We start from the raw sequence: 17,160 nt of genomic DNA, 5'->3' as shown, positions 1-17,160 counted from the left end.
AAAGCCAGTAACCATGCGGGTTTGAAGGGGGTGCAGTGCTGTACGTGAGGGCGTCGAACTCAGCACAAAAGGTGAGGACGGAGTACCACGGTATGCATATTATCACAAAACTTTCTACAAACAACTTGCACGGCATTGATCAACAAATTGCAAGATATCTGTTCTATTTTGTCGCCCAATCGCGCGTGCATCGACATTTTCGGCTAGGGAAGGAAGAATTCAAGAGGGAAATGCAACGTGTTTCAACGGCCGCTGAAAAAACGGGTATCCGGATTTGACGCCCCAGCCAAAAGGCAAAGGCCGCGAAGCGGCCTTTGAGTCCTGTGACGAAGCAGCAGGGGTTGCGAGTGTTCAGATCTTACGCACATTTTCAGTCTGTGCAACTCAATATTGCCGGGTAGATGTCCCTGCTCCAATCAGCATGATCAAGGCGCTGGTAATCGCCGAAGCCGTTGGCGCCTGTTAAAGTCAGCCATTCTCAGACCGCCAGCGAGGCGTAGAGGGCGCCCTTATCGGCCGCAGTAGGCATCCAAGGCGCCAGCAACCACCTCACGCCAGAAGCGCCCGCAGTGAGCTTGAGCCAGTGCTGCAAGCGGCGCTCGTCGTTGTACAGGTGGGCCAGCTCGTAGGCGTTAAAAAATGCTGCACCATCGGCGCGGGATAGACGCTCTTGCTGAGCATGAGTCCCACGTTTTCAGGGGCGACGTCGACCAACTCAAGCGGGCGATTGGCGAACGCCTTGGCAGTCTCTGCCTCCGAGAGGCAATAGACCACAGCACTCAATGGATGCAGCGCGTGGAGGTCGTTCAGCATTTCAGGATTGAGCGTTCTGAGGTCATAACGGCCCATCAGCATTTTCCCGTCACGCACGAAAGCAACGGAATCGCGGGCCAGATCGTCATCGGGCCTTTTGGCCGTTGCCGCTCTACCAGCTTCACTCTTACCCGTTCCGGTCAGAGCCCAGACTTTGCCATTGATGCGGAAGAGGCCAGCGTAGTAGATGGACTCGGCGTGCTCGCTCGCGAGCATTTGCGCGAAGAAGGGGGGCGGCTGCTTCGGCATCGTGGATCACCTTGTGCTTTGGATGAAAGCACCAAGGGCGTCCAGGTCGTGACTCCAGAACAAGGCAAGCCCCCGCGTCTGAGCCTGCTGCAGATTGAGCACCTTGTAGACACCTGCCAGCGCGGCAGCGGGAACCACCTGGGCCGTGCCGAATTGCTTGAGCCAGTATTCGGCCTTCACGGCGGCATCGTTGTTGAGGCGTTTGACGCTGTTCGTCGCGCTGTTCGACACCTTGCATTCGATGGCCAGCAACCGAGTGTCATGCAACCGAACGACCACATCCGCCTTGCGCTCGCCAAGCTGGCACTCAGCGCAGAACTGCATAGGCCCAGGGCCTTTGACGATGGTGGTGATGGTGACGGGTGGGACGCCCGTGAAACCAAGGCTTGTCAGGTAGTCTTTGACTTTGGACTCCTGGGTGGTCTTGCCATCGTTGCGACGCTCGGTCGCGATCCGCTGTGCGGCAAGCAGAACGGATGAAGCCAGCAAGGCGGCCTCGCGTTGCTGCTCGGTCGGGGCAGCATCGTTGGCAATCCACGGGAAGCGGTGCGGGTCAATAACCGTCGAGATGACCTGGAACACCTTGCGCAAGGAGTCGTTATTCTTCGACAGCACGCTCGGAGTGATCGATTCGACATCGGCGAGGACCTGCAGGTCATCGTCGGAGATCGGCGGCCCAGCCAAGTAGCGGAAGGCCTCGCCGAGGCCCTTGGTGTAGGCCGCAGCGAGTTGGGTATCGTTCACGCCACCGGGCGCGAGATTGCCCAACACCTCAAATAGCTTCTCGAACTTGGCTCGCGCCTGCGTGTACTGCTGACCCCAGGCGTCGCTCGACGCCAGGCGCTCGGCCCGGAACTGATTGGACGATATTGCTGCTGCTTCGGTGAGTTCTGCTGTTGTCCAGCGTGGAGGTAGATTGCTCATGCGATGGCTCGTAGTCGGTCGACGCTGGGTATGCGCAACCGCTCGACCTCGCGAGGCTCGAACTTCGTCAGCCCGCCCGCATAGGTACGCCCGCTCCCCTGTGTCGTGTTGTTATTCAGCCAGCTTACCAGCCCAGCAAGGACATCAGCAGGAAGCGCTTGGCACGGATAGAGGCCGTGGGCCACGTTGATATGCCGTGCGCCGCAATCGTTCAAAGTGAACTGAGGCGGACGCCTAGCCATGTAGGTGCAAAGGATCGGAGCCGGGTCTTTCAGGCCCACCGACCACCATGCCTTGCGGTGCTGGGCAATGTAGCCTTCATGCACGCCCTGAGTACGCGCCCAGGAAAGAAACGACTGGATGCGCTTTCGCTCAGCGGCCGTGAAATCATCCAGCTCTGGCGGAAGGTCGACCACACGGCGCAGGGCAGCTGCCGATGCCAAACGATCACCAGCCTGGAGTAAGTCCTTGGCCTTCGTGACCGAGGGAATCTTGACCCGTTCAGGGAGCCCGTCAGCATGCTCGCCCGCGATCCAGATGGCATTCGCACCTGTCACTTGGCCGCGATGCACACGGAACAGCTCGCCCAGCTCCAAGTCGCCCTCGGCGGCCGGTAGGGTAGGACGCACGATAATCGACCAGCGGGGCGCGCTGGAGAGTTGAGCACGCGGCACGTCGACGCCCTTGGCCAGCCCATTGAGGTGAGCCAGCTCGTCGATCGAATGTACCCTGACGGGCTCGACTGTTTCGCCGACCCGAAAGCAGGTGATGGCGGCCGTCGTCGCAGTACCTGGGAACGCTTCGACCTTGGGATCAAGCACATGCAGCGCTATGCCGCCCAGCTCATCCAGGAGCAACCGACGCAGGGCTGAACCGTAGTTGACATCCATCCACTCTGACGAGGTGATGAATGCACCAACGTCGCCTGGCTTCGCCAGCAGCCGGGTTTGCAAGAAGAAGTGCAAGTGCAGGCCCGCAAGAGCGCTTGCTCGAATACCCATTGTGGCCAAACGCTCGGAATACCACGCCTTCCAGTCCTCGGCGATGTCGTGGTGCCGCACATAGGGCGGATTGCCGATGAAGGCCGTAGTTCCATTGCATCGCGGCAGCGTCAGCTCGCGGTAGTCCTTGACGTGGACAGTCGCGCGGCTCGACCAGCCACGAACCGCCAGGTTGGCGCGAAGCATCAGGGCTGCGAGAGGGTCAAGTTCCACTGCGACAAGCTGCGCTTGGGGGAAGGCCTCGCCGGCGGCCAGGATGAAGCGACCCGACCCTGCTCCTGGGTCAACGATGCGAGCGGGCGCATCTTGGGTGGCCAGCCAGGTCATCATCGACTTGACGATAGGGGCAGGGGTGTAGACCGCACCGGCACTGCGCCGAGCCAGCGCTGAGCGCACCACGGCAAACGCATCGCCGAGCGGATCAAGACCCTTGGCGATCGCGCGCCTGGTCGTCTCCACTACGGCGACCGGGAGCGCATGCGAGCCGGTCTTGGCGGTCAAAGCGCGCTCGGCCTGAGACAAGCCCTTGGCGCCACCGATCAGGGCAACGCAGAGGGACACCAGCTCCGACTCACTGCCGAGGCCTGCTGCAAGCAGCTTGCGAGGAACACGGTTCGAGGCCATCAGGCACCGTCTCCGTTCACGTCGATTTTGTTCATGCGCTTTCCTCGATCAATTAGCACTGTCTCTAGCCGATTATTACGCGCATTTCAGGTCAACGAACATGCCTTAGGCTCGGTTCACGGTGCACAGAGTCACGGAAGGGTTCATTTGCGCATCCAAACTGACCGATCGACTCAAGACGCTGAATCCTTCTGTGGAGGTTTTGGTTTTCAGCCCTAAGCGCATTGTTAAGGCCGATATGCGAACGGACCAGGTTGACGGCTTGAGCATCAAGTGCAGATAGCCCCCAGCGCGTTTCCCAAAACAGGGCAAGCATTGAGGCCCGTGGTGCTTGTTCCGCCTTCAACCACCTGCGTACCGTGTCAGCGGATACACCCAAATGGTTTCCAATGGCCTCAGGATGCCGGTTGGTGAGATCTGCGACCATCGTGGACAATGCTGGCAGTTGACGCGGGGCCAATGAGTAGAGTTTTTGCATCAGATTCGCTCCCAAAATAATGAAAAGATATCCCACCGATTTTTGGAAGTTTGGCCTGGTGATGCACCCCTCAGAAAATTATCCTTGCCTGCTTGCTGATTTTTAGGTATAAACCAGTCAGGCGGATGCAGGGGGCTGATTCGAGCCAGCAGCGCCGATGTTTGAGAGCGGTTTCAGCTTCTTTTTTTTTGTTCTGTATGTCACTTTACATAATATACATCGTATGAAGTTAATAATGCATTGAAACAGAGGGATTGAAGATGCCAGTTGGCTCGCGCCCTGGCATTGTTCAGATCACATCCAAATGGCTTGTGATCAGCGCGATGATGCAGGTGCTGTCTGCGCAGTGCCTGCTGCTGCAGCAGCTTTCTTTCGTGCTTCACGCTCAGCTTCACGGCGCAGACCTTCCTGCATGAGCTCAATGTTGTTGGGCCGATTGCCGTGCTGGGCAAAGTCCAAGGCCGTCATGTTGGCACCGTTCCTGACCTGCAAATCAGCGCCCGCCTGGATCAGGTGTTTGACGGCTTCAGGGCTGCCGTACATGGCCGCCATCATCAAGGGCGTGGTGCCATTGGGCGATTCGGCGTCGATGTAGGCGCTGTGCTCCAGCAAAAACTCGATCACGGGCACATGGCCACCTGTGGCGGCGTAATGCAGCGGCGTCCAGCCGGTCTTGTTCACGTCCGCATCGCGCTCCACCAGCTTTTTGACCAAATCCAGCTGGCCGCGCAAAGCGGCCAGCATCAAGGGGCTTTCGTCCTGGGCGTTGCGGACTTCGACTTTGGTTTGTGGCCAGCCGACCAACACGTCGGCCACCTTGGGCGCGGGCACGCGCAAGGCCAGCATCAGGGCTGGAACACCTTCAGGGTTGACGGTGTTGGGGTCAAACCCGCGTTGCAACAGCGACTGAACACTGCGTGCATCGTCGCCCATGATGGCGCGGAAAAAGTCGTCGTACGCCCCTGCGAAAGACAAGGAAAAATTCAAAAAAAATCCAATAAAAACAATGGACTTTTTAATCTTATTAAAGTTGAACATTTAAAGTTTTACTTGAAGATTCAAGGTGCTGTTCGGGCAAAAAGTCGGTGGAAATTGGCCGCAGTCAGGGCGCCGATCGCCTCGGTGGACGTGCCCCGCAGCTCGCCCAGCAGCTTGGCCACATAGGGCACATAAGACGGGTTGTTGGTCTTGCCGCGGTGCGGCACCGGGGCCAGATACGGGCTGTCGGTCTCGATCAGCAGCCGGTCATCGGGCACAAATGCGGCCACTTCACGCAGTTCGGCCGCAGATTTGAAGGTCAGGATGCCCGAAAACGAGATGTAAAAACCCAGGTCCAGCGCGGCGCGGGCGACCTGCTGGCTCTCGGTGAAGCAGTGAAAAACCCCGCGTGCCGAGCTGGCCGAGCCGTCTTCGCCCTCCTCCTTGAGGATGGCGATGGTGTCGTCCGAGGCCTGGCGGGTGTGGATGACCATGGGCAAACCCGTGTGCCGCGCCGCCCGGATGTGGGTGCGAAAACGCTCGCGCTGCCACTCCAGATCGGCCACGGTGCGGCCACCCTTGCGCTCGTCCATCTGGTAGTAGTCCAGCCCGGTCTCGCCAATGGCCACGACCTTGGGCCGGGCTGCGCCGTCAATCAGCTCCTGCACGCTGGGCTCGTGCACGCCTTCGTTGTCAGGGTGCACGCCCACCGTGGCCCACAGATGCGGGTGCGCGGCGGCCAGGCCGTGCACGCTGTCGAACTCCTCCATCGTGGTGCAGATGCACATGGCCTGGTGGACCTGCGCCGTCTGCATGGCGGCCAGGATGTCGTCCAGCTGGCTGCGCAGCTCCGGAAAATTCAAATGGCAGTGGGAATCAATGAACATGAAGGGGTCACAAACTCAGGCCCGGGCCAGCAAGGTCTGGCGGGCGTCGTTGGCCAGTGCTTCGAGCATCAGGCCGGCGTTGAACGGGTGTTCGGCCGTGCGGGCCGACTGCATCAGGCGCTTGAACCAGTCGGTCAGTGTCTTGACCGAGGCCTGACAGGCGGGCAGCTGGTCTGCCGCAAAAAAGCGCGGCTCAGCCCCGCTTTGCTGCAGCACCAGGTCGTGGCAAAGCTTTTGCAGCGCGTCGATGGCCTGCGCGGGCGACAGATCGGACAAATGGCCCGCCTGCCCCTGCTGCATGGCCTTGGGTAAAGCCGCCCACCAGGCGGGCGACAGGCCCAGCGCCGACTGGCGCAGTACATCGTTGGGGCGACCGCCCGCACTGCGCAGCAGCGCCTCGGCCGCCTGGCCTGGCACGCCCTGCCCGTCCAGCCAAGCCAAGGATTCGGCGGCGTCGGGCCATGTCATGGTGTGCGACAGGCAGCGGCTGCGGATGGTGGGCAACAGCTGGTGCGCGGCCTCGGTGGCCAGCACAAAGCGCACATCGCCGGGGGGCTCCTCCAGCGTTTTGAGCAAGGCATTGGCCGTGATCGCGTTCATGCGCTCGGCCGGGAACACCAGCACGGCTTTGCCGCGACCGCGTGCATCGGTGCGCTGGGCAAACTCGACCAGATCGCGCATGGCCTCGACGCGGATTTCCTTGCTGGGCTTGCGTTTCTTGTCGTCGATCTCGGCTTGCGCTTTTTCAGACAGCGGCCAGCCCAGTTCCACCATTTGGGTTTCGGGCATCAGCACCGCCAGGTCAGCATGGGTGCGCACGGCAATCGCGTGGCAGCTGGGGCAGTGGCCGCAAGCGCCCTCGGCGGTAGGTTGTTCGCACAACCAGGCCGAGACCAAGGCCAGCGCCAATTCGTATTGACCCAGGCCCGATGGGCCTTGCAGCAACCAGGCGTGGCCACGCTGGGCCAGCAGGTCGGTGGCTTGTCTGGCAATCCAGGGGGCATTCAAAACAGCGCTCATGAACCGCTCCTTGGCAGCCATGGCGTCACCACCTGGGCCACCGCTTCGCCAACGGCCTCGCGGGTCTGGGAGGCATCAATGCGGGCAAAGCGCCCGGGCATTTCGGCCTGCCGCTTGGCATAGCCAGCGCGCACCGCAGCAAAAAAGTCAGCCGGTTGCGACTCGAACTTGTCAGGCACGCGGGCCGAGGCCAGTCGCTCGGCGGCGATCTGCGGGTCCAGGTCAAACCACACGGTCAGGTCGGGTTGGCGCAACACGCCTTGGGCCGTGGTCTGCACCATCGCCTCCAGCTGACCCAGCACTTGCCAGTCAAAGCCCCGGCCGCCGCCCTGGTAGGCAAAGGTCGCGTCGGTGAAGCGGTCGCACAGCACCACATCGCCCCGCGCCAGTGCAGGCTCAATGACCTGCACCAGGTGCTCGCGGCGGGCGGCAAACATCAGGAGCGCCTCGGTCAGCGCGTCCATGGGCTCGTGCAGGACCAGTTCGCGCAGCTTTTCGGACAGGGGCGTGCCGCCCGGCTCGCGAGTCAGCACCACCGCCCTGCCCGCCTGGCGAAACAGCGCGGCCACACGCTCGATGTGCGTGGACTTGCCCGCACCGTCAATGCCTTCAAAGCTGATGAACAAACCGCGTGTCATGGATGTGTGTGGAGAAAACCCGATTGTCGCAGGGTCAGTGGCCGCTGCTTTGCCCGCGTTGGTAACGGTTCACGGCCCGGTTGTGCTCGTCCAGGCTGGCGCTGAAGTGGCTGCTGCCGTCGCCCTTGGCCACAAAGTACAGCGCCTGCGTTTTGGCAGGTTGCACGGCGGCCAGCAAGGCGGCCTTGCCCGGCATGGCAATGGGTGTGGGCGGCAGGCCTGCACGGGTGTAGGTGTTCCAGGGCGTGTCGCTCGTCAAGTGCACGCGGCGCAAGTTGCCGTCAAAGGCCTCGCCCAGGCCATAGATCACGGTGGGGTCCGTCTGCAGCCGCATGCCGATGCGCAGGCGGTTGTTGAATACGCCCGAAATCATGGGGCGGTCCGAGCCTTTGCCGGTTTCCTTTTCGACGATGCTGGCCAGGATCAGGGCCTGCTCGGGCGACTGCACCGACACGCCCGGCTGACGGCTTTCCCAGGCCTGCTGGAGCTGTTTGTCCATGGCCTTGGCAGCCCGCTGGAGCACGGCCAGGTCGCTTGCGCCCTTGGCATAGGCATAGGTGTCGGGGTAAAAGCGCCCTTCCGGGGTCACGCCCGGGCGGCCCAGCCGGGCCATGAGATCGGCATCGGTCAGGGCGCGGCTGTCGGGTTGGAGATGCTCGGCCTTGGCCAGGGCCTGGCGCACTTGCCGCCAGTTCCAGCCTTCCACAATCGTCACGGTGCGCAGGCTTTCTTCGCCCCGCACCAGCATGTTCAGGAGGCGCACGGGCGTGGTGCCGGGGGCGATTTCGTAGCTGCCCGCCCGCATCAGGCGCGACTGGCCCGACAGGCGGAACCAGGCGTAGAGCAGCCAGGGCGAGGTGTTGGCCCCGGCGTCTGCCACCGCCTGGGCAATGGCCTTGGGCGAGGTGCCCGGCTCGATCGACAGGTCCAAGGTGCGAGGTGGGGTGTCGGGCGAAGTGTTCAGGGGCTGCTGCAACCACCAGAGGGCCCCCGCCCCCAGGGCGAGCGCCACGACCAGCAGGCTTGTCAACCACTTCATCAAGCCTTTGAGCACGGCCATGTCCTTTGTCGGGGTGTTGAAAACGTGGGGCGATGATAATTCACGCCTTGCCCGAAGAATGAGCCGCGACATGAACAGCCCTGCCCTCCCAAGCCCTGATTTGACCGCCGTTTTGAACGGCACCAGCCCCCTGCCTCAGCTGGGCGTGATCCAGGCCCAGGGCGAGGACGCGGCCAATTTCCTGCACAACCAGCTGACCAACGATGTATTGCTGCTGCCCGTGGGCCAGTCGCGCCTGGCGGCGTTTTGCAATGCCAAGGGGCGCATGCAGGCCAGCTTTGTGGTGACCAAAACCGCGCCCGACACGGTGCTGCTGGTCATGCATCAGGACTTGCTGGCCCAGACGCTCAAGCGCCTGTCCATGTTTGTGCTGCGGGCCAAAGTCAAGCTGAGTGACGCCAGCGGCCAGTGGCAGTTGCGCGGCCTGCTGGGGGGCAGCGCCGAGGCCGTGCTGGCGGATGCCGCACCCTGGCACACCATGGCCCTGGATGGCGCGCATGCCGTGGCCTTGTACCCGACGGTGGTGGGTGACGCACAGGTGCACCGTGCCCTGTGGCTGGCACCAGCCGGCTCGGCCCTGCCCGCTGGCCCCGAGGTCACGCCCGAAGTCTGGGCATGGGCCGAAGTCATGAGCGGTGTGGCGCTGGTCAGCCAGCCCGTGTTCGAGGCCTTCGTGCCGCAAATGCTCAATTACGAATCGGTGGGCGGCGTCAACTTCAAAAAAGGCTGCTACCCCGGCCAGGAAGTCGTGGCCCGCAGCCAGTTCCGTGGCACCCTCAAGCGCCGCACGGCGCTCGTGCACAGCCCGCTGGCCCTGGTGGCAGGGCAAGATGTCTTCACCCCTGCCGACCCCGAACAACCCTGTGCCACCGTGCTGCTGAGTGCCCCCCGGCCAGACGGCCATGGGCATGACGCACTGGTCAGCGGCACGCTGGAGAGCATGCACAGCGGCTGGCGTGCAGGCAGTGCAGAAGGGGCTGTGCTGGATCTGCTGCCCCTGCCCTACGCCTTGCTTGAAGACATTTGACTTGTAGGAGCCCCGCCCTCGGGACGAATGTCTGTGGCTTGCAGGTGCCCCATCGCGGCGGGGGCGCCGCTCCTACAGGGGGCGCACCATCTCGATGTGTGCAATGCCTGCTTCTTCAAAAATCGCCCCATGGGGCTCGAAGCCTGAGCGCTTGTAAAAGCCTTCGGCGCTGCACTGCGCGTGCAGCAGCACCTGCGTGTCACCACGGTCTTTGGCTGCGTCCATCAGGGCGTGCAGCACGCGGCGGCCCAGCACACTGCCGCGCATCTGCTTTTTGACGGCCATGCGGCCAATACGGGCCACGCCCGGGGCGTGTTGCAGCAGGCGGCCTGTGGCCAGCACCATCCCCATGCGGTTCACGGCCACGCAGTGCAAGGCCGTTTCGTCGTCGTGGTCCCACTCCATGTCGGCGGGTACTTTTTGTTCCTCCACAAACACCTCGGTGCGCAGCGGTGCGGCCAGGTTCTTGAGGTCGGCCCAGGCGCCCAGGTGCAGCTGCACCATGTCCTCGCCGCGCTCGTAGCTCTCCAGCATGTCCCGCAGTTGGGGTGGGATGGGCTGGCTCTTTTTGGCGACCGGGTCGGCGTACACATAGACCAGCTCGCTGGTGATCAGCAGCTCGTCGCCCCGGAAAATCGCGCCCACAAAAGTCATGGACGAGTTGCCGATGCGGTCGCAGCGCATGCAGACATCCAGAAAATCGTCCATCTCGGCACTGGCGTGGTACTCCACACTGGCTTTCTTGACGTACAGGTCGCCGCCCAGCTGGTGCATGGTGTCGGCATAGGGCATGGCCAGGTTGCGCCAGTAGTCGGTCACAGCGGTGTCAAAGTACATGAGGTAGTGACCGTTGAAGACGATCTGTTGCATGTCCACCTCGACCCAGCGCACGCGCATGCGGTGGGAAAAACGGAAGTCCTGGCGTTTCATGTTTCAACCTTCAAAAGCGTGTTTCAATGCCCGGCCTGCATCGGCATGGGCTTTCAGGGCATCGGGGATGGCGCGGCCCATGGTGATGAAACCATGGATCACGCCCCGGTAAATTTCCAGATCGACGGGCACACCCGCCATGCGCAGCGTGTCGGCGTAGCGCACGCCCTCGTCCACCAGCGGGTCGCATTCGGCCAGGCCCATCCAGCATGGGGCCAGGCCGCTGTGGTCGGGCGCATTGCCGGGGGCAAAGCGCCAGTCGTCGCGGTCGGCCGCGTCGATGTAGCCGTCAAAAAACCAGGCAATGGTGTCCTTGTCCAGCATGAAGCCGTCGCCAAATGCGTGGTGCGAAGCGGTGTCCTGTCTGGCGCCGCAGCCGGGGTAAAACAGCAACTGCAAGGCGAGTTTCAGGCCCGCATCGCGGGCCATCAGGGCGCACACGGCGCTGAGCGTGCCCCCCGCACTGTCCCCGCCAATGGCCAGGCGTGCAGTGTCCAGGCCCAGCGTCTTGCCGTGCTGGTGCAACCAGTTCAGGGCGTCCCAGGCGTCGTGCACGGCCGTGGGGAACCGGTGCTCGGGCGCGAGCCGGTAGTCCAGCGACACCACGGCGCAATGGCCCTGACGGCTGAGCTGACGGCACAGCACATCGTGCGTGGTCAGGCTGCCCACGGTGAAGCCGCCGCCGTGCAGGTACAGCAGCACGGGCAAGGCGGTGTCGCTCTGCGGTGCGTAGAGCCGGGCGGGCATGGCGTGGCCGTCACGGGCCGGGATGGTGATGTCCTGCACCCGGTCCACTTGCGGCGCGGGCTGCAGGTCCAGGATCGGGCCGCCAATGTCGTAGAAGGCACGGGCCTGCGCGGCCGTCATGGCGTGCATGGGCGGGCGGCCAGCGCGTTGCACCCGGTCAATCAGGGTGCGCGTGGCGGCATTCAGCAAGGCGCGGGGGTTGAGGTGGTGGCTGCTCATGCAAGGCGGGGCCCTATCGCCAACGTGACGGTGCAACACCGTTCTGGCTGTCGGTTCGGGGCATCCTGAATCAAAATGAATGGCATCGTACAACGCGGCGGGTCACCGGCCTGTCACCCCCGCCGCACATCCTGGAGAGCCGCTCATGTCTTTCATCAACTACGTCACCCAGATCCAGATCGACTTTGGCGCGCTGGCACTGCTCAAGGCCGAGTGCGAGCGCGTGGGCATCACCCGCCCGCTGATCGTGACCGATGCAGGCGTCAAGGCCGTGGGCATCCTGGACAAGGCCCTCGCCGCCCTGCCCGGTTTGACGGTCAGCGTGTTTGACCAGACGCCCTCCAACCCGACCGAAGCCGCCGTGCGCGCCGCTGCCGCTGTTTACAAGCAAAACAACTGCGATGGCCTGATCGCCTTGGGCGGTGGCTCGTCGATCGACTGCGCTAAGGGCGTGAGCATCGCTGCCACGCACGAAGGCCCGCTCAAGACCTACGCCACCATCGAAGGCGGCTCGCTCAAGATCACCGACCGCGTGGCCCCCCTGATCGCCGTACCCACCACGGCAGGCACCGGCTCCGAAGTGGCACGCGGGGCCATCCTGATCGTCGACGATGGCCGCAAGCTGGGTTTTCACAGCTGGTTCATCGTGCCCCGTGCCGCCATCTGCGACCCCGAACTCACCCTGGGCTTGCCGCCCGTGCTGACGGCCGCCACGGGCATGGATGCGATTGCGCACTGCATGGAAACCTTCATGGCCGCGCCCTTCAACCCGCCGGCTGACGGCATTGCGCTCGATGGCCTCGCCCGTGGCTGGGCGCACATCGAACGCGCCACCAAAAACGGCCAGGACCGCGACGCCCGCCTGAACATGATGAGCGCCAGCATGCAAGGCGCCATGGCCTTCCAGAAAGGCCTGGGCTGCGTGCACAGCCTGAGCCACAGCCTGGGCGGCGTGAACCCGCGTCTGCACCACGGCACCCTGAACGCCATGTTCCTGCCTGCCGTGGTCACCTTCAACGCTGCCGCCGATTCGGTGCAAAAAGAAAACCGCCTGAACCGCATGGCCCAGGCCATGGGCCTGCAAAGCGGCAGCGACATCCCCGAAGCCATCAAGGACATGAACGCACGCCTCGGCCTGCCCACGGGCCTGGGGGCCATGGGCGTGACCGAGAGCCTGTTCGATCAGGTCATCACCGGAGCGCTGGCCGACCACTGCCACAAGACCAACCCGCGCATTGCCACGGCCGAGGAATACCGCGAGATGCTGAGCGTGAGCCTCTGAGCGGCTGCGGCCTTCAGCGCGTGCTGACCGGACCGTTTTTGGGGAAAGACATGCCCGGCGAGCGCCGTCGTGGCCTGGCTGCCTTGGCCGCCAGCCCTCGCGCCGCAGCCTCCCACGCTGATCGAGCCCAGCGCACCGCCTCGGTGGGCTCATCGAAGATCGCATCGGGTGCGCTCCAGTACGACAGCGCCACGGTCTTGCCCTTCATGGGGTAAGTGAAAGGCGCGAGCCCCTGCGCTTCAAACTCGGGGCGGTTGATGTCGTCCGTCTTCAGGTACAGCCAGTTGTCCACAACAATGGCGAACATCAGGCCCTCGTGGTACAGGCCGTGGCCGCCAAACATGCGGCGGGCCGTGACCTGTCCCCACTTTTCAAAGAGTTCCTGCAGGAACCCGATGAATTCACTCAAAGGCTGCCTCGGCCGTTTTCAGCGTGGTATTTCTGCACGGTTTCCCAGGCCACGGCTTGCAGGTGCGCTGCGACGTCAGCGGGCAAGCCAGCGGTGTACTTGTTGCCCACCGGGTTGACTTTGTAGACCGAAGCGAGGACCGTGCAGGCGCCGAGGTACGTACCCTGCAGCGTGGGGTGGCGCTTGTCGCCAATGATGAGCGGGATGTCCGCACGCTTGGCGACCGAGTTGGCAAAAGCCAGGCCTGCGGGCACCACCAGGGCGTTGTTGGCCTTGCCCACCTTGGTGTACTCGGCGGCCAGGGGAGCCGTCATTTCAGGCTTGTCGGAGTACGCCCAGGACATGAACAGGACGGGCTCGGCCCCGTGCTTGCGCACCGTGTCGCTGTGCTTCTTGGCAAACTCGTGGAAGACGCTTTGCAGTTTGGGGTGGATGGGGCACTGGCTGCAATCCATCATCATCACCGCGTCAAATGGCTTGTCGAAGGTGTTGAAACGCACCTCGTTATCGCCCACGAACGAATAGCTCGACACGCCACCGGGCTTGAAATACGCCTCCATGTCGTGCCAGTTGATGCCCGAGCCGCTGATGGTGGCCGACACGTTGCGGGCGTTGCGCTTGCCGTTGTCCGACTGCGCCATCAGCAACTGGCCCAGGTGACCGTGCATCGAATTGTTGTAATAAAAGAAGCTGTTGCCTACCCACAGCATGCTGCGGATCTGACCGGGCGCAGTGGCCTGCTTGGCGGGTGGCTCCGCAGGCGCCTGCGCTGTGGTGCCGCATGCGGCCAGGCCAAGCGAGAGCAGCAAGAGCACTGCAGGACGGGTGATGTGATGCATCCAGTTCATGGGATTCCTCAGGGTTGAAATGACAAGTGCCAATGTGCCTCAAAGGCTCGACTCGGTCAGTCACCTGGGTGCAATTGATTGTGCTCGGGCATCTTGGCGCCCACATGGATCTCGCCGCGCGCTTCGGCCAGCTCCACCTGCCGCTGGCGCTCGGCCAATTTCTCTTTTTGCTCAGGGGTGCGCTGGTCGTGGCAGTGGGCGCAGCTCACGCCTTTGACGTAATGCGGGGACTGTTTGTCTTGCTGGCTCAGGGGCCAGCGACAAGAACGGCACAGCTCGTGGTGGCCCACACCCAGCCCGTGGCCGACGCTCACGCGCTCGTCGAACACAAAGCATTCCCCCTCCCAAGTGCTTTGCTCGGGCGGGATCTCTTCGAGGTACTTGAGGATGCCGCCTTCAAGGTGGTAGACCTCGTCAAAGCCGCGCATTTTCATGAGCGCGGTGGATTTTTCGCAGCGGATGCCGCCTGTGCAGAACATGGCGACCTTGGTCTTTTTGGCGGCCTCGCCTTGCAAGTTTTCTTGTGCGTCCAGCCACGCAGGCAGCTGCACAAAGGTTTTGATGTTGGGATTGATCGCGCCCTTGAAGGTGCCAATGGCCACCTCGTAGTCGTTGCGCGTGTCGATCACCACCACGTCCGGGTCGGCCAGCAAGGCGTTCCAGTCGGCGGGTTTGACGTATTGGCCCACGGTTTTGTTCGGGTCCAGCTCAGGCACGCGCAAGGTCACGATCTCTTTTTTGAGCTTGACCTTCATGCGGGTGAACGGCGGCTTGGGGCTCCAGGACTCTTTGTGCTGCAGCGTGGCCAAGCGCGGGTCGGCGCGCAAAAATGCCAGCACGGCGCGGATGCCCATTTCAGGCCCGGCAATCGTGCCGTTGATCCCCTCATGCGCCAAAAGCAGCGTGCCTTTGACGTCGTTGGCTTCGCAACAGGCTTGCAAAGGCGCTTGCAGATCGGCGAAGTCGGGCAGATCGACGAATTTGTAGAGGGCGGCGGTGAGGTAAAGGCTGGGCTCGGACATGATGTGATTATCCATGTGGGACACCTGCCACCGAAGCCGCTATTAGCCTCATACATTAAGGGCGTCAGCCCGGTCACCTCGAACGCCCCCGGCTCTCGTCATCGATCTTGAGGTACAACTGCCCGTCCGGGATCAGCGCGAAGATTCCCCTCCCCCCGCGTGGTAAAACCATGCCCGCCGAACATGCGGCGGGCCGAGACAGGCCGCCAGGGCCAGAGGATTTCGAGGATGAAGTCGGGGAATTGCGTCATGGGTTGAACTCCCATATCGACGGTTGAATGGCCCGGCTGATCAGGCCGCACTGGGGCCACGGAAGACCAAGTCACCTGCATCATAGGTCACCAGCTGGGGCGCTGCAGCTGAATCAACGGCAACATAGCCGCACCTGCGGAGCAAGGCTTGGCATGGCTGGTTGGCGGGAACCGTCGTGGCCCATAGCTCGGGTCTTACCGGGTGAATGAGTAAAGCCTGGTGAAGCCAGAGCAGAGCGCGTGTCGCATAGCCTTTGCCCCAATAGCCGGGTCCAAACAAGAACGCCACTTCCGCCACGGGCGGGTGGATTGTGGCCTGAATTCGTCCGGCAAGGCGTCCCGATGCGGCCTCACGGACCACATAGTCGAGCCAGATTTCGTTTGAGCGATGATGCGGAGGCCCTGCGACAGCGTGCTCCACCTGCGTGCGAAATCGGGCCAGATCCGGAGGATGCCCGCCAATGTGTCTGTACACCTGCTCATGAAGCAATAGCGCAGCAAGCTCGTCCATGTGGGCTAGCGAAAGGGGTTCGAAAAGTAAATCGGCGGACACTGGGGGCATGTTAACGTGAGGACTGACGGATGACCTTGTAGCCCAAGCTGAAAGCTCAGTGATCTCAAACGCACCTGGGCTCTAGTCATTGGCTTTGAGGTAAAGCCGTCAGACAGCGGTCATCAAAAACACTCCCGCCCAAATAGCAGTCGTCATGCCTGCAGAACATGCGCCGGGTTGTGACGTGTCGCCGGGGGCGCTAGATTTCAAGGATGAAGTCTGAGAATTGGAGCCCCGAAGGGGTAGATGGTTGTCTGATTGGCTTTATCTTGGATGTCACTGGCGCTGCGCGGCTCTATCGCGCAGCGTCCGGTGGACCGCAGGGTTATACCAAATGAGCGCCAAAGTTGACAAAGTACTTCTTCAATGCTGAACGGATTTCGTCGCGGCGGGCGGGCTGCCTTGCCGTTGGGCCTCGCCTCGACCGAGGGGTTAGGCCCCACCGCAGGCGAGCCGGTACTTGTAGGCCTTGACACCGCCCTGTTCTATTGCGACGTATTCATCGATTAACACTGCGCCGGCAGACTCCGCGACACGCCGGGAGGCCAAGTTGTCCGCACTCATTGCGATGTCGAGCCAGTTCAAGCCAAACGAAGGTGCTAGCAATGCCAACTGCCTTAGCGCAGAGGCAGCGAAGCCGCGTTGCCGTTTCCACGGGACAACTGCATAGCCTACGTGCCCATCGCAGTAATCAGGCAACTCGCTGGTGCCTGGCTGCCACCTAAGGTTGATGTCGCCACAGTAGTCATCGTCCACGATCCAATGTCGGACATGTGCCAGTCGGGAGACTTCCCGTCCATCCTGCAGCGTGATCTTTGACCCGACTCCCTGAGGGTTCCACAGCGAGCGGAGGTACGCAGATGCATCAGCACCCACGCGTTGGGCCAGCCGCTGCGCGAGCTCTTCGTCTCGGTCAGCATCAGGCGTCCAGCCGCTGCTCAACGCTGTTAGGTAGCGTGGCAGCAAGGTGTCATTTGGGACTAGCAGGCGGACTGTGGTCATCCTTGGAGCCTAACGTAATGTATCCCGCAAAATCTGCGAAACAAAACCAGAGCTGTCGGATACATCCGTCAGCCCAATCTTCCGCAAGCCGCTTGCAGACGGGGCCTGGCACACATACTTTGGATAAACATCCAGATATAAATTTGCCATGAAATCATCCGGTCCTGATCTTCGGTCTACCCGCTTGCTTGACCAGTT

Annotated in this window: 18 protein-coding genes; 2 read left to right on the top strand and 16 right to left on the bottom strand. The window is 62.4% G+C overall.

The features are described 5' to 3' along the window. Positions 1-549 precede the first annotated feature (549 nt). From IC609_RS10945 to mltG, 9 genes are all read right to left on the bottom strand, one after another. The gene (locus tag IC609_RS10945) at positions 550-1,062 is read right to left on the bottom strand and encodes a hypothetical protein (protein ID WP_191819524.1); all 513 of its coding nucleotides are present in this window, start codon (positions 1,060-1,062) and stop codon (positions 550-552) included. Positions 1,063-1,068: 6 nt separating this feature from the next. Further along, complete coding sequence (locus IC609_RS10940; RefSeq protein ID WP_191819523.1) at positions 1,069-1,986, bottom strand: XamI family restriction endonuclease; 918 nt, start codon at positions 1,984-1,986, stop codon at positions 1,069-1,071. After that, positions 1,983-3,611, bottom strand: a complete 1,629-nt coding sequence (locus tag IC609_RS10935; RefSeq protein ID WP_191819522.1) for an Eco57I restriction-modification methylase domain-containing protein — start codon at positions 3,609-3,611, stop codon at positions 1,983-1,985. The genes IC609_RS10940 and IC609_RS10935 overlap by 4 nt, the downstream gene beginning before the upstream one ends. Positions 3,612-3,702: 91 nt before the next feature. After that, on the bottom strand, positions 3,703-4,089 hold the full coding sequence (locus tag IC609_RS10930; protein ID WP_191819521.1) for a hypothetical protein: 387 nt from the start codon (positions 4,087-4,089) through the stop codon (positions 3,703-3,705). A 315-nt stretch (positions 4,090-4,404) separates the two neighbouring features. Further along, a complete protein-coding gene (locus tag IC609_RS10925) occupies positions 4,405-5,064 on the bottom strand; it encodes an ankyrin repeat domain-containing protein (RefSeq protein WP_408611025.1) in 660 nt (219 codons plus the stop codon). Positions 5,065-5,147: 83 nt separating this feature from the next. Further along, positions 5,148-5,954, bottom strand: a complete 807-nt coding sequence (locus tag IC609_RS10920; RefSeq protein ID WP_191819519.1) for a TatD family hydrolase — start codon at positions 5,952-5,954, stop codon at positions 5,148-5,150. Positions 5,955-5,969: 15 nt separating this feature from the next. Next, positions 5,970-6,974 (bottom strand): DNA polymerase III subunit delta', encoded by a 1,005-nt coding sequence (locus tag IC609_RS10915; protein WP_191819518.1) that lies wholly within the window; start codon positions 6,972-6,974, stop codon positions 5,970-5,972. Then, positions 6,971-7,612 carry a dTMP kinase gene (gene tmk, locus IC609_RS10910; protein WP_191819517.1) on the bottom strand — a complete coding sequence of 214 codons (642 nt, stop codon included), beginning with the start codon at positions 7,610-7,612 and terminating at the stop codon, positions 6,971-6,973. The genes IC609_RS10915 and tmk overlap by 4 nt, the downstream gene beginning before the upstream one ends. Before the next feature lie 34 nt (positions 7,613-7,646). After that, complete coding sequence (gene mltG, locus IC609_RS10905; RefSeq protein ID WP_191819516.1) at positions 7,647-8,672, bottom strand: endolytic transglycosylase MltG; 1,026 nt, start codon at positions 8,670-8,672, stop codon at positions 7,647-7,649. A 70-nt stretch (positions 8,673-8,742) separates the two neighbouring features. Here mltG and ygfZ point away from each other — a divergent pair, with 70 nt between their 5' ends. After that, a complete protein-coding gene (ygfZ, locus tag IC609_RS10900; protein ID WP_191819515.1) occupies positions 8,743-9,699 on the top strand; it encodes a CAF17-like 4Fe-4S cluster assembly/insertion protein YgfZ in 957 nt (318 codons plus the stop codon). 72 nt (positions 9,700-9,771) lie between these two features. On the opposite strand, the gene IC609_RS10895 is transcribed toward ygfZ, so the two are convergent. Both IC609_RS10895 and IC609_RS10890 read right to left on the bottom strand, forming a co-directional pair. After that, complete coding sequence (locus IC609_RS10895) at positions 9,772-10,629, bottom strand: YbgC/FadM family acyl-CoA thioesterase (RefSeq protein WP_191819514.1); 858 nt, start codon at positions 10,627-10,629, stop codon at positions 9,772-9,774. A gap of 3 nt (positions 10,630-10,632) precedes the next feature. Next, entirely contained in the window at positions 10,633-11,595 is a 963-nt protein-coding gene (locus IC609_RS10890; protein WP_191819513.1) for an alpha/beta hydrolase, read from the bottom strand. 145 nt (positions 11,596-11,740) lie between these two features. On the opposite strand from IC609_RS10890, the gene IC609_RS10885 reads away from it, so the two are divergent. Further along, positions 11,741-12,877 (top strand): iron-containing alcohol dehydrogenase, encoded by a 1,137-nt coding sequence (locus IC609_RS10885; protein WP_191819512.1) that lies wholly within the window; start codon positions 11,741-11,743, stop codon positions 12,875-12,877. A 13-nt stretch (positions 12,878-12,890) separates the two neighbouring features. Here IC609_RS10885 and IC609_RS10880 read toward each other — a convergent pair whose 3' ends face one another. The 5 genes from IC609_RS10880 to IC609_RS16260 form a co-directional block, all read right to left on the bottom strand. Then, on the bottom strand, positions 12,891-13,286 hold the full coding sequence (locus tag IC609_RS10880; RefSeq protein ID WP_191819511.1) for a TfoX/Sxy family protein: 396 nt from the start codon (positions 13,284-13,286) through the stop codon (positions 12,891-12,893). Further along, positions 13,283-14,134, bottom strand: coding sequence for an SGNH/GDSL hydrolase family protein (locus IC609_RS10875; RefSeq protein WP_225224121.1), 852 nt, complete (start codon positions 14,132-14,134; stop codon positions 13,283-13,285). Before IC609_RS10875 ends, IC609_RS10880 begins: the two co-directional genes overlap by 4 nt. 56 nt (positions 14,135-14,190) lie before the next feature. Further along, positions 14,191-15,156: an oxygen-dependent tRNA uridine(34) hydroxylase TrhO gene (trhO, locus tag IC609_RS10870; protein WP_191819510.1), complete on the bottom strand. Its 966-nt coding sequence runs from the start codon at positions 15,154-15,156 to the stop codon at positions 14,191-14,193. 291 nt (positions 15,157-15,447) lie between these two features. Next, positions 15,448-15,969 carry a GNAT family N-acetyltransferase gene (locus IC609_RS10865; RefSeq protein WP_191819509.1) on the bottom strand — a complete coding sequence of 174 codons (522 nt, stop codon included), beginning with the start codon at positions 15,967-15,969 and terminating at the stop codon, positions 15,448-15,450. Between the two features lie 423 nt (positions 15,970-16,392). After that, positions 16,393-16,962 carry a GNAT family N-acetyltransferase gene (locus tag IC609_RS16260; RefSeq protein ID WP_225224120.1) on the bottom strand — a complete coding sequence of 190 codons (570 nt, stop codon included), beginning with the start codon at positions 16,960-16,962 and terminating at the stop codon, positions 16,393-16,395. Positions 16,963-17,160: the final 198 nt, after the last annotated feature.

Origin of the sequence: Limnohabitans radicicola (assembly GCF_014837235.1) — a bacterium.
Taxonomy (GTDB): Bacteria; Pseudomonadota; Gammaproteobacteria; order Burkholderiales; family Burkholderiaceae_C; genus Limnohabitans_A; species Limnohabitans_A radicicola.
Note: the sequence above shows the minus strand (reverse complement) of the source record. Positions and strands in the feature narration are given on the sequence as shown.

Excerpts from the sequence above, each read along its gene's own strand:
- ygfZ (WP_191819515.1), top strand. The coding sequence starts at position 8,743 with ATGAACAGCCCTGCCCTCCCAAGCCCTGATTTGACCGCCGTTTTGAAC.
- IC609_RS10875 (WP_225224121.1), bottom strand. The coding sequence starts at position 14,134 with ATGAACTGGATGCATCACATCACCCGTCCTGCAGTGCTCTTGCTGCTC.
- IC609_RS10895 (WP_191819514.1), bottom strand. The coding sequence starts at position 10,629 with ATGAAACGCCAGGACTTCCGTTTTTCCCACCGCATGCGCGTGCGCTGG.
- IC609_RS10940 (WP_191819523.1), bottom strand. The coding sequence starts at position 1,986 with ATGAGCAATCTACCTCCACGCTGGACAACAGCAGAACTCACCGAAGCA.
- tmk (WP_191819517.1), bottom strand. The coding sequence starts at position 7,612 with ATGACACGCGGTTTGTTCATCAGCTTTGAAGGCATTGACGGTGCGGGC.
- mltG (WP_191819516.1), bottom strand. The coding sequence starts at position 8,672 with ATGGCCGTGCTCAAAGGCTTGATGAAGTGGTTGACAAGCCTGCTGGTC.
- IC609_RS10885 (WP_191819512.1), top strand. The coding sequence starts at position 11,741 with ATGTCTTTCATCAACTACGTCACCCAGATCCAGATCGACTTTGGCGCG.
- IC609_RS10865 (WP_191819509.1), bottom strand. The coding sequence starts at position 15,969 with ATGCCCCCAGTGTCCGCCGATTTACTTTTCGAACCCCTTTCGCTAGCC.
- IC609_RS10920 (WP_191819519.1), bottom strand. The coding sequence starts at position 5,954 with ATGTTCATTGATTCCCACTGCCATTTGAATTTTCCGGAGCTGCGCAGC.
- IC609_RS10945 (WP_191819524.1), bottom strand. The coding sequence starts at position 1,062 with ATGCCGAAGCAGCCGCCCCCCTTCTTCGCGCAAATGCTCGCGAGCGAG.
- IC609_RS10890 (WP_191819513.1), bottom strand. The coding sequence starts at position 11,595 with ATGAGCAGCCACCACCTCAACCCCCGCGCCTTGCTGAATGCCGCCACG.
- IC609_RS10935 (WP_191819522.1), bottom strand. The coding sequence starts at position 3,611 with ATGGCCTCGAACCGTGTTCCTCGCAAGCTGCTTGCAGCAGGCCTCGGC.
- IC609_RS16260 (WP_225224120.1), bottom strand. The coding sequence starts at position 16,962 with ATGACCACAGTCCGCCTGCTAGTCCCAAATGACACCTTGCTGCCACGC.
- IC609_RS10915 (WP_191819518.1), bottom strand. The coding sequence starts at position 6,974 with ATGAGCGCTGTTTTGAATGCCCCCTGGATTGCCAGACAAGCCACCGAC.
- trhO (WP_191819510.1), bottom strand. The coding sequence starts at position 15,156 with ATGTCCGAGCCCAGCCTTTACCTCACCGCCGCCCTCTACAAATTCGTC.
- IC609_RS10930 (WP_191819521.1), bottom strand. The coding sequence starts at position 4,089 with ATGCAAAAACTCTACTCATTGGCCCCGCGTCAACTGCCAGCATTGTCC.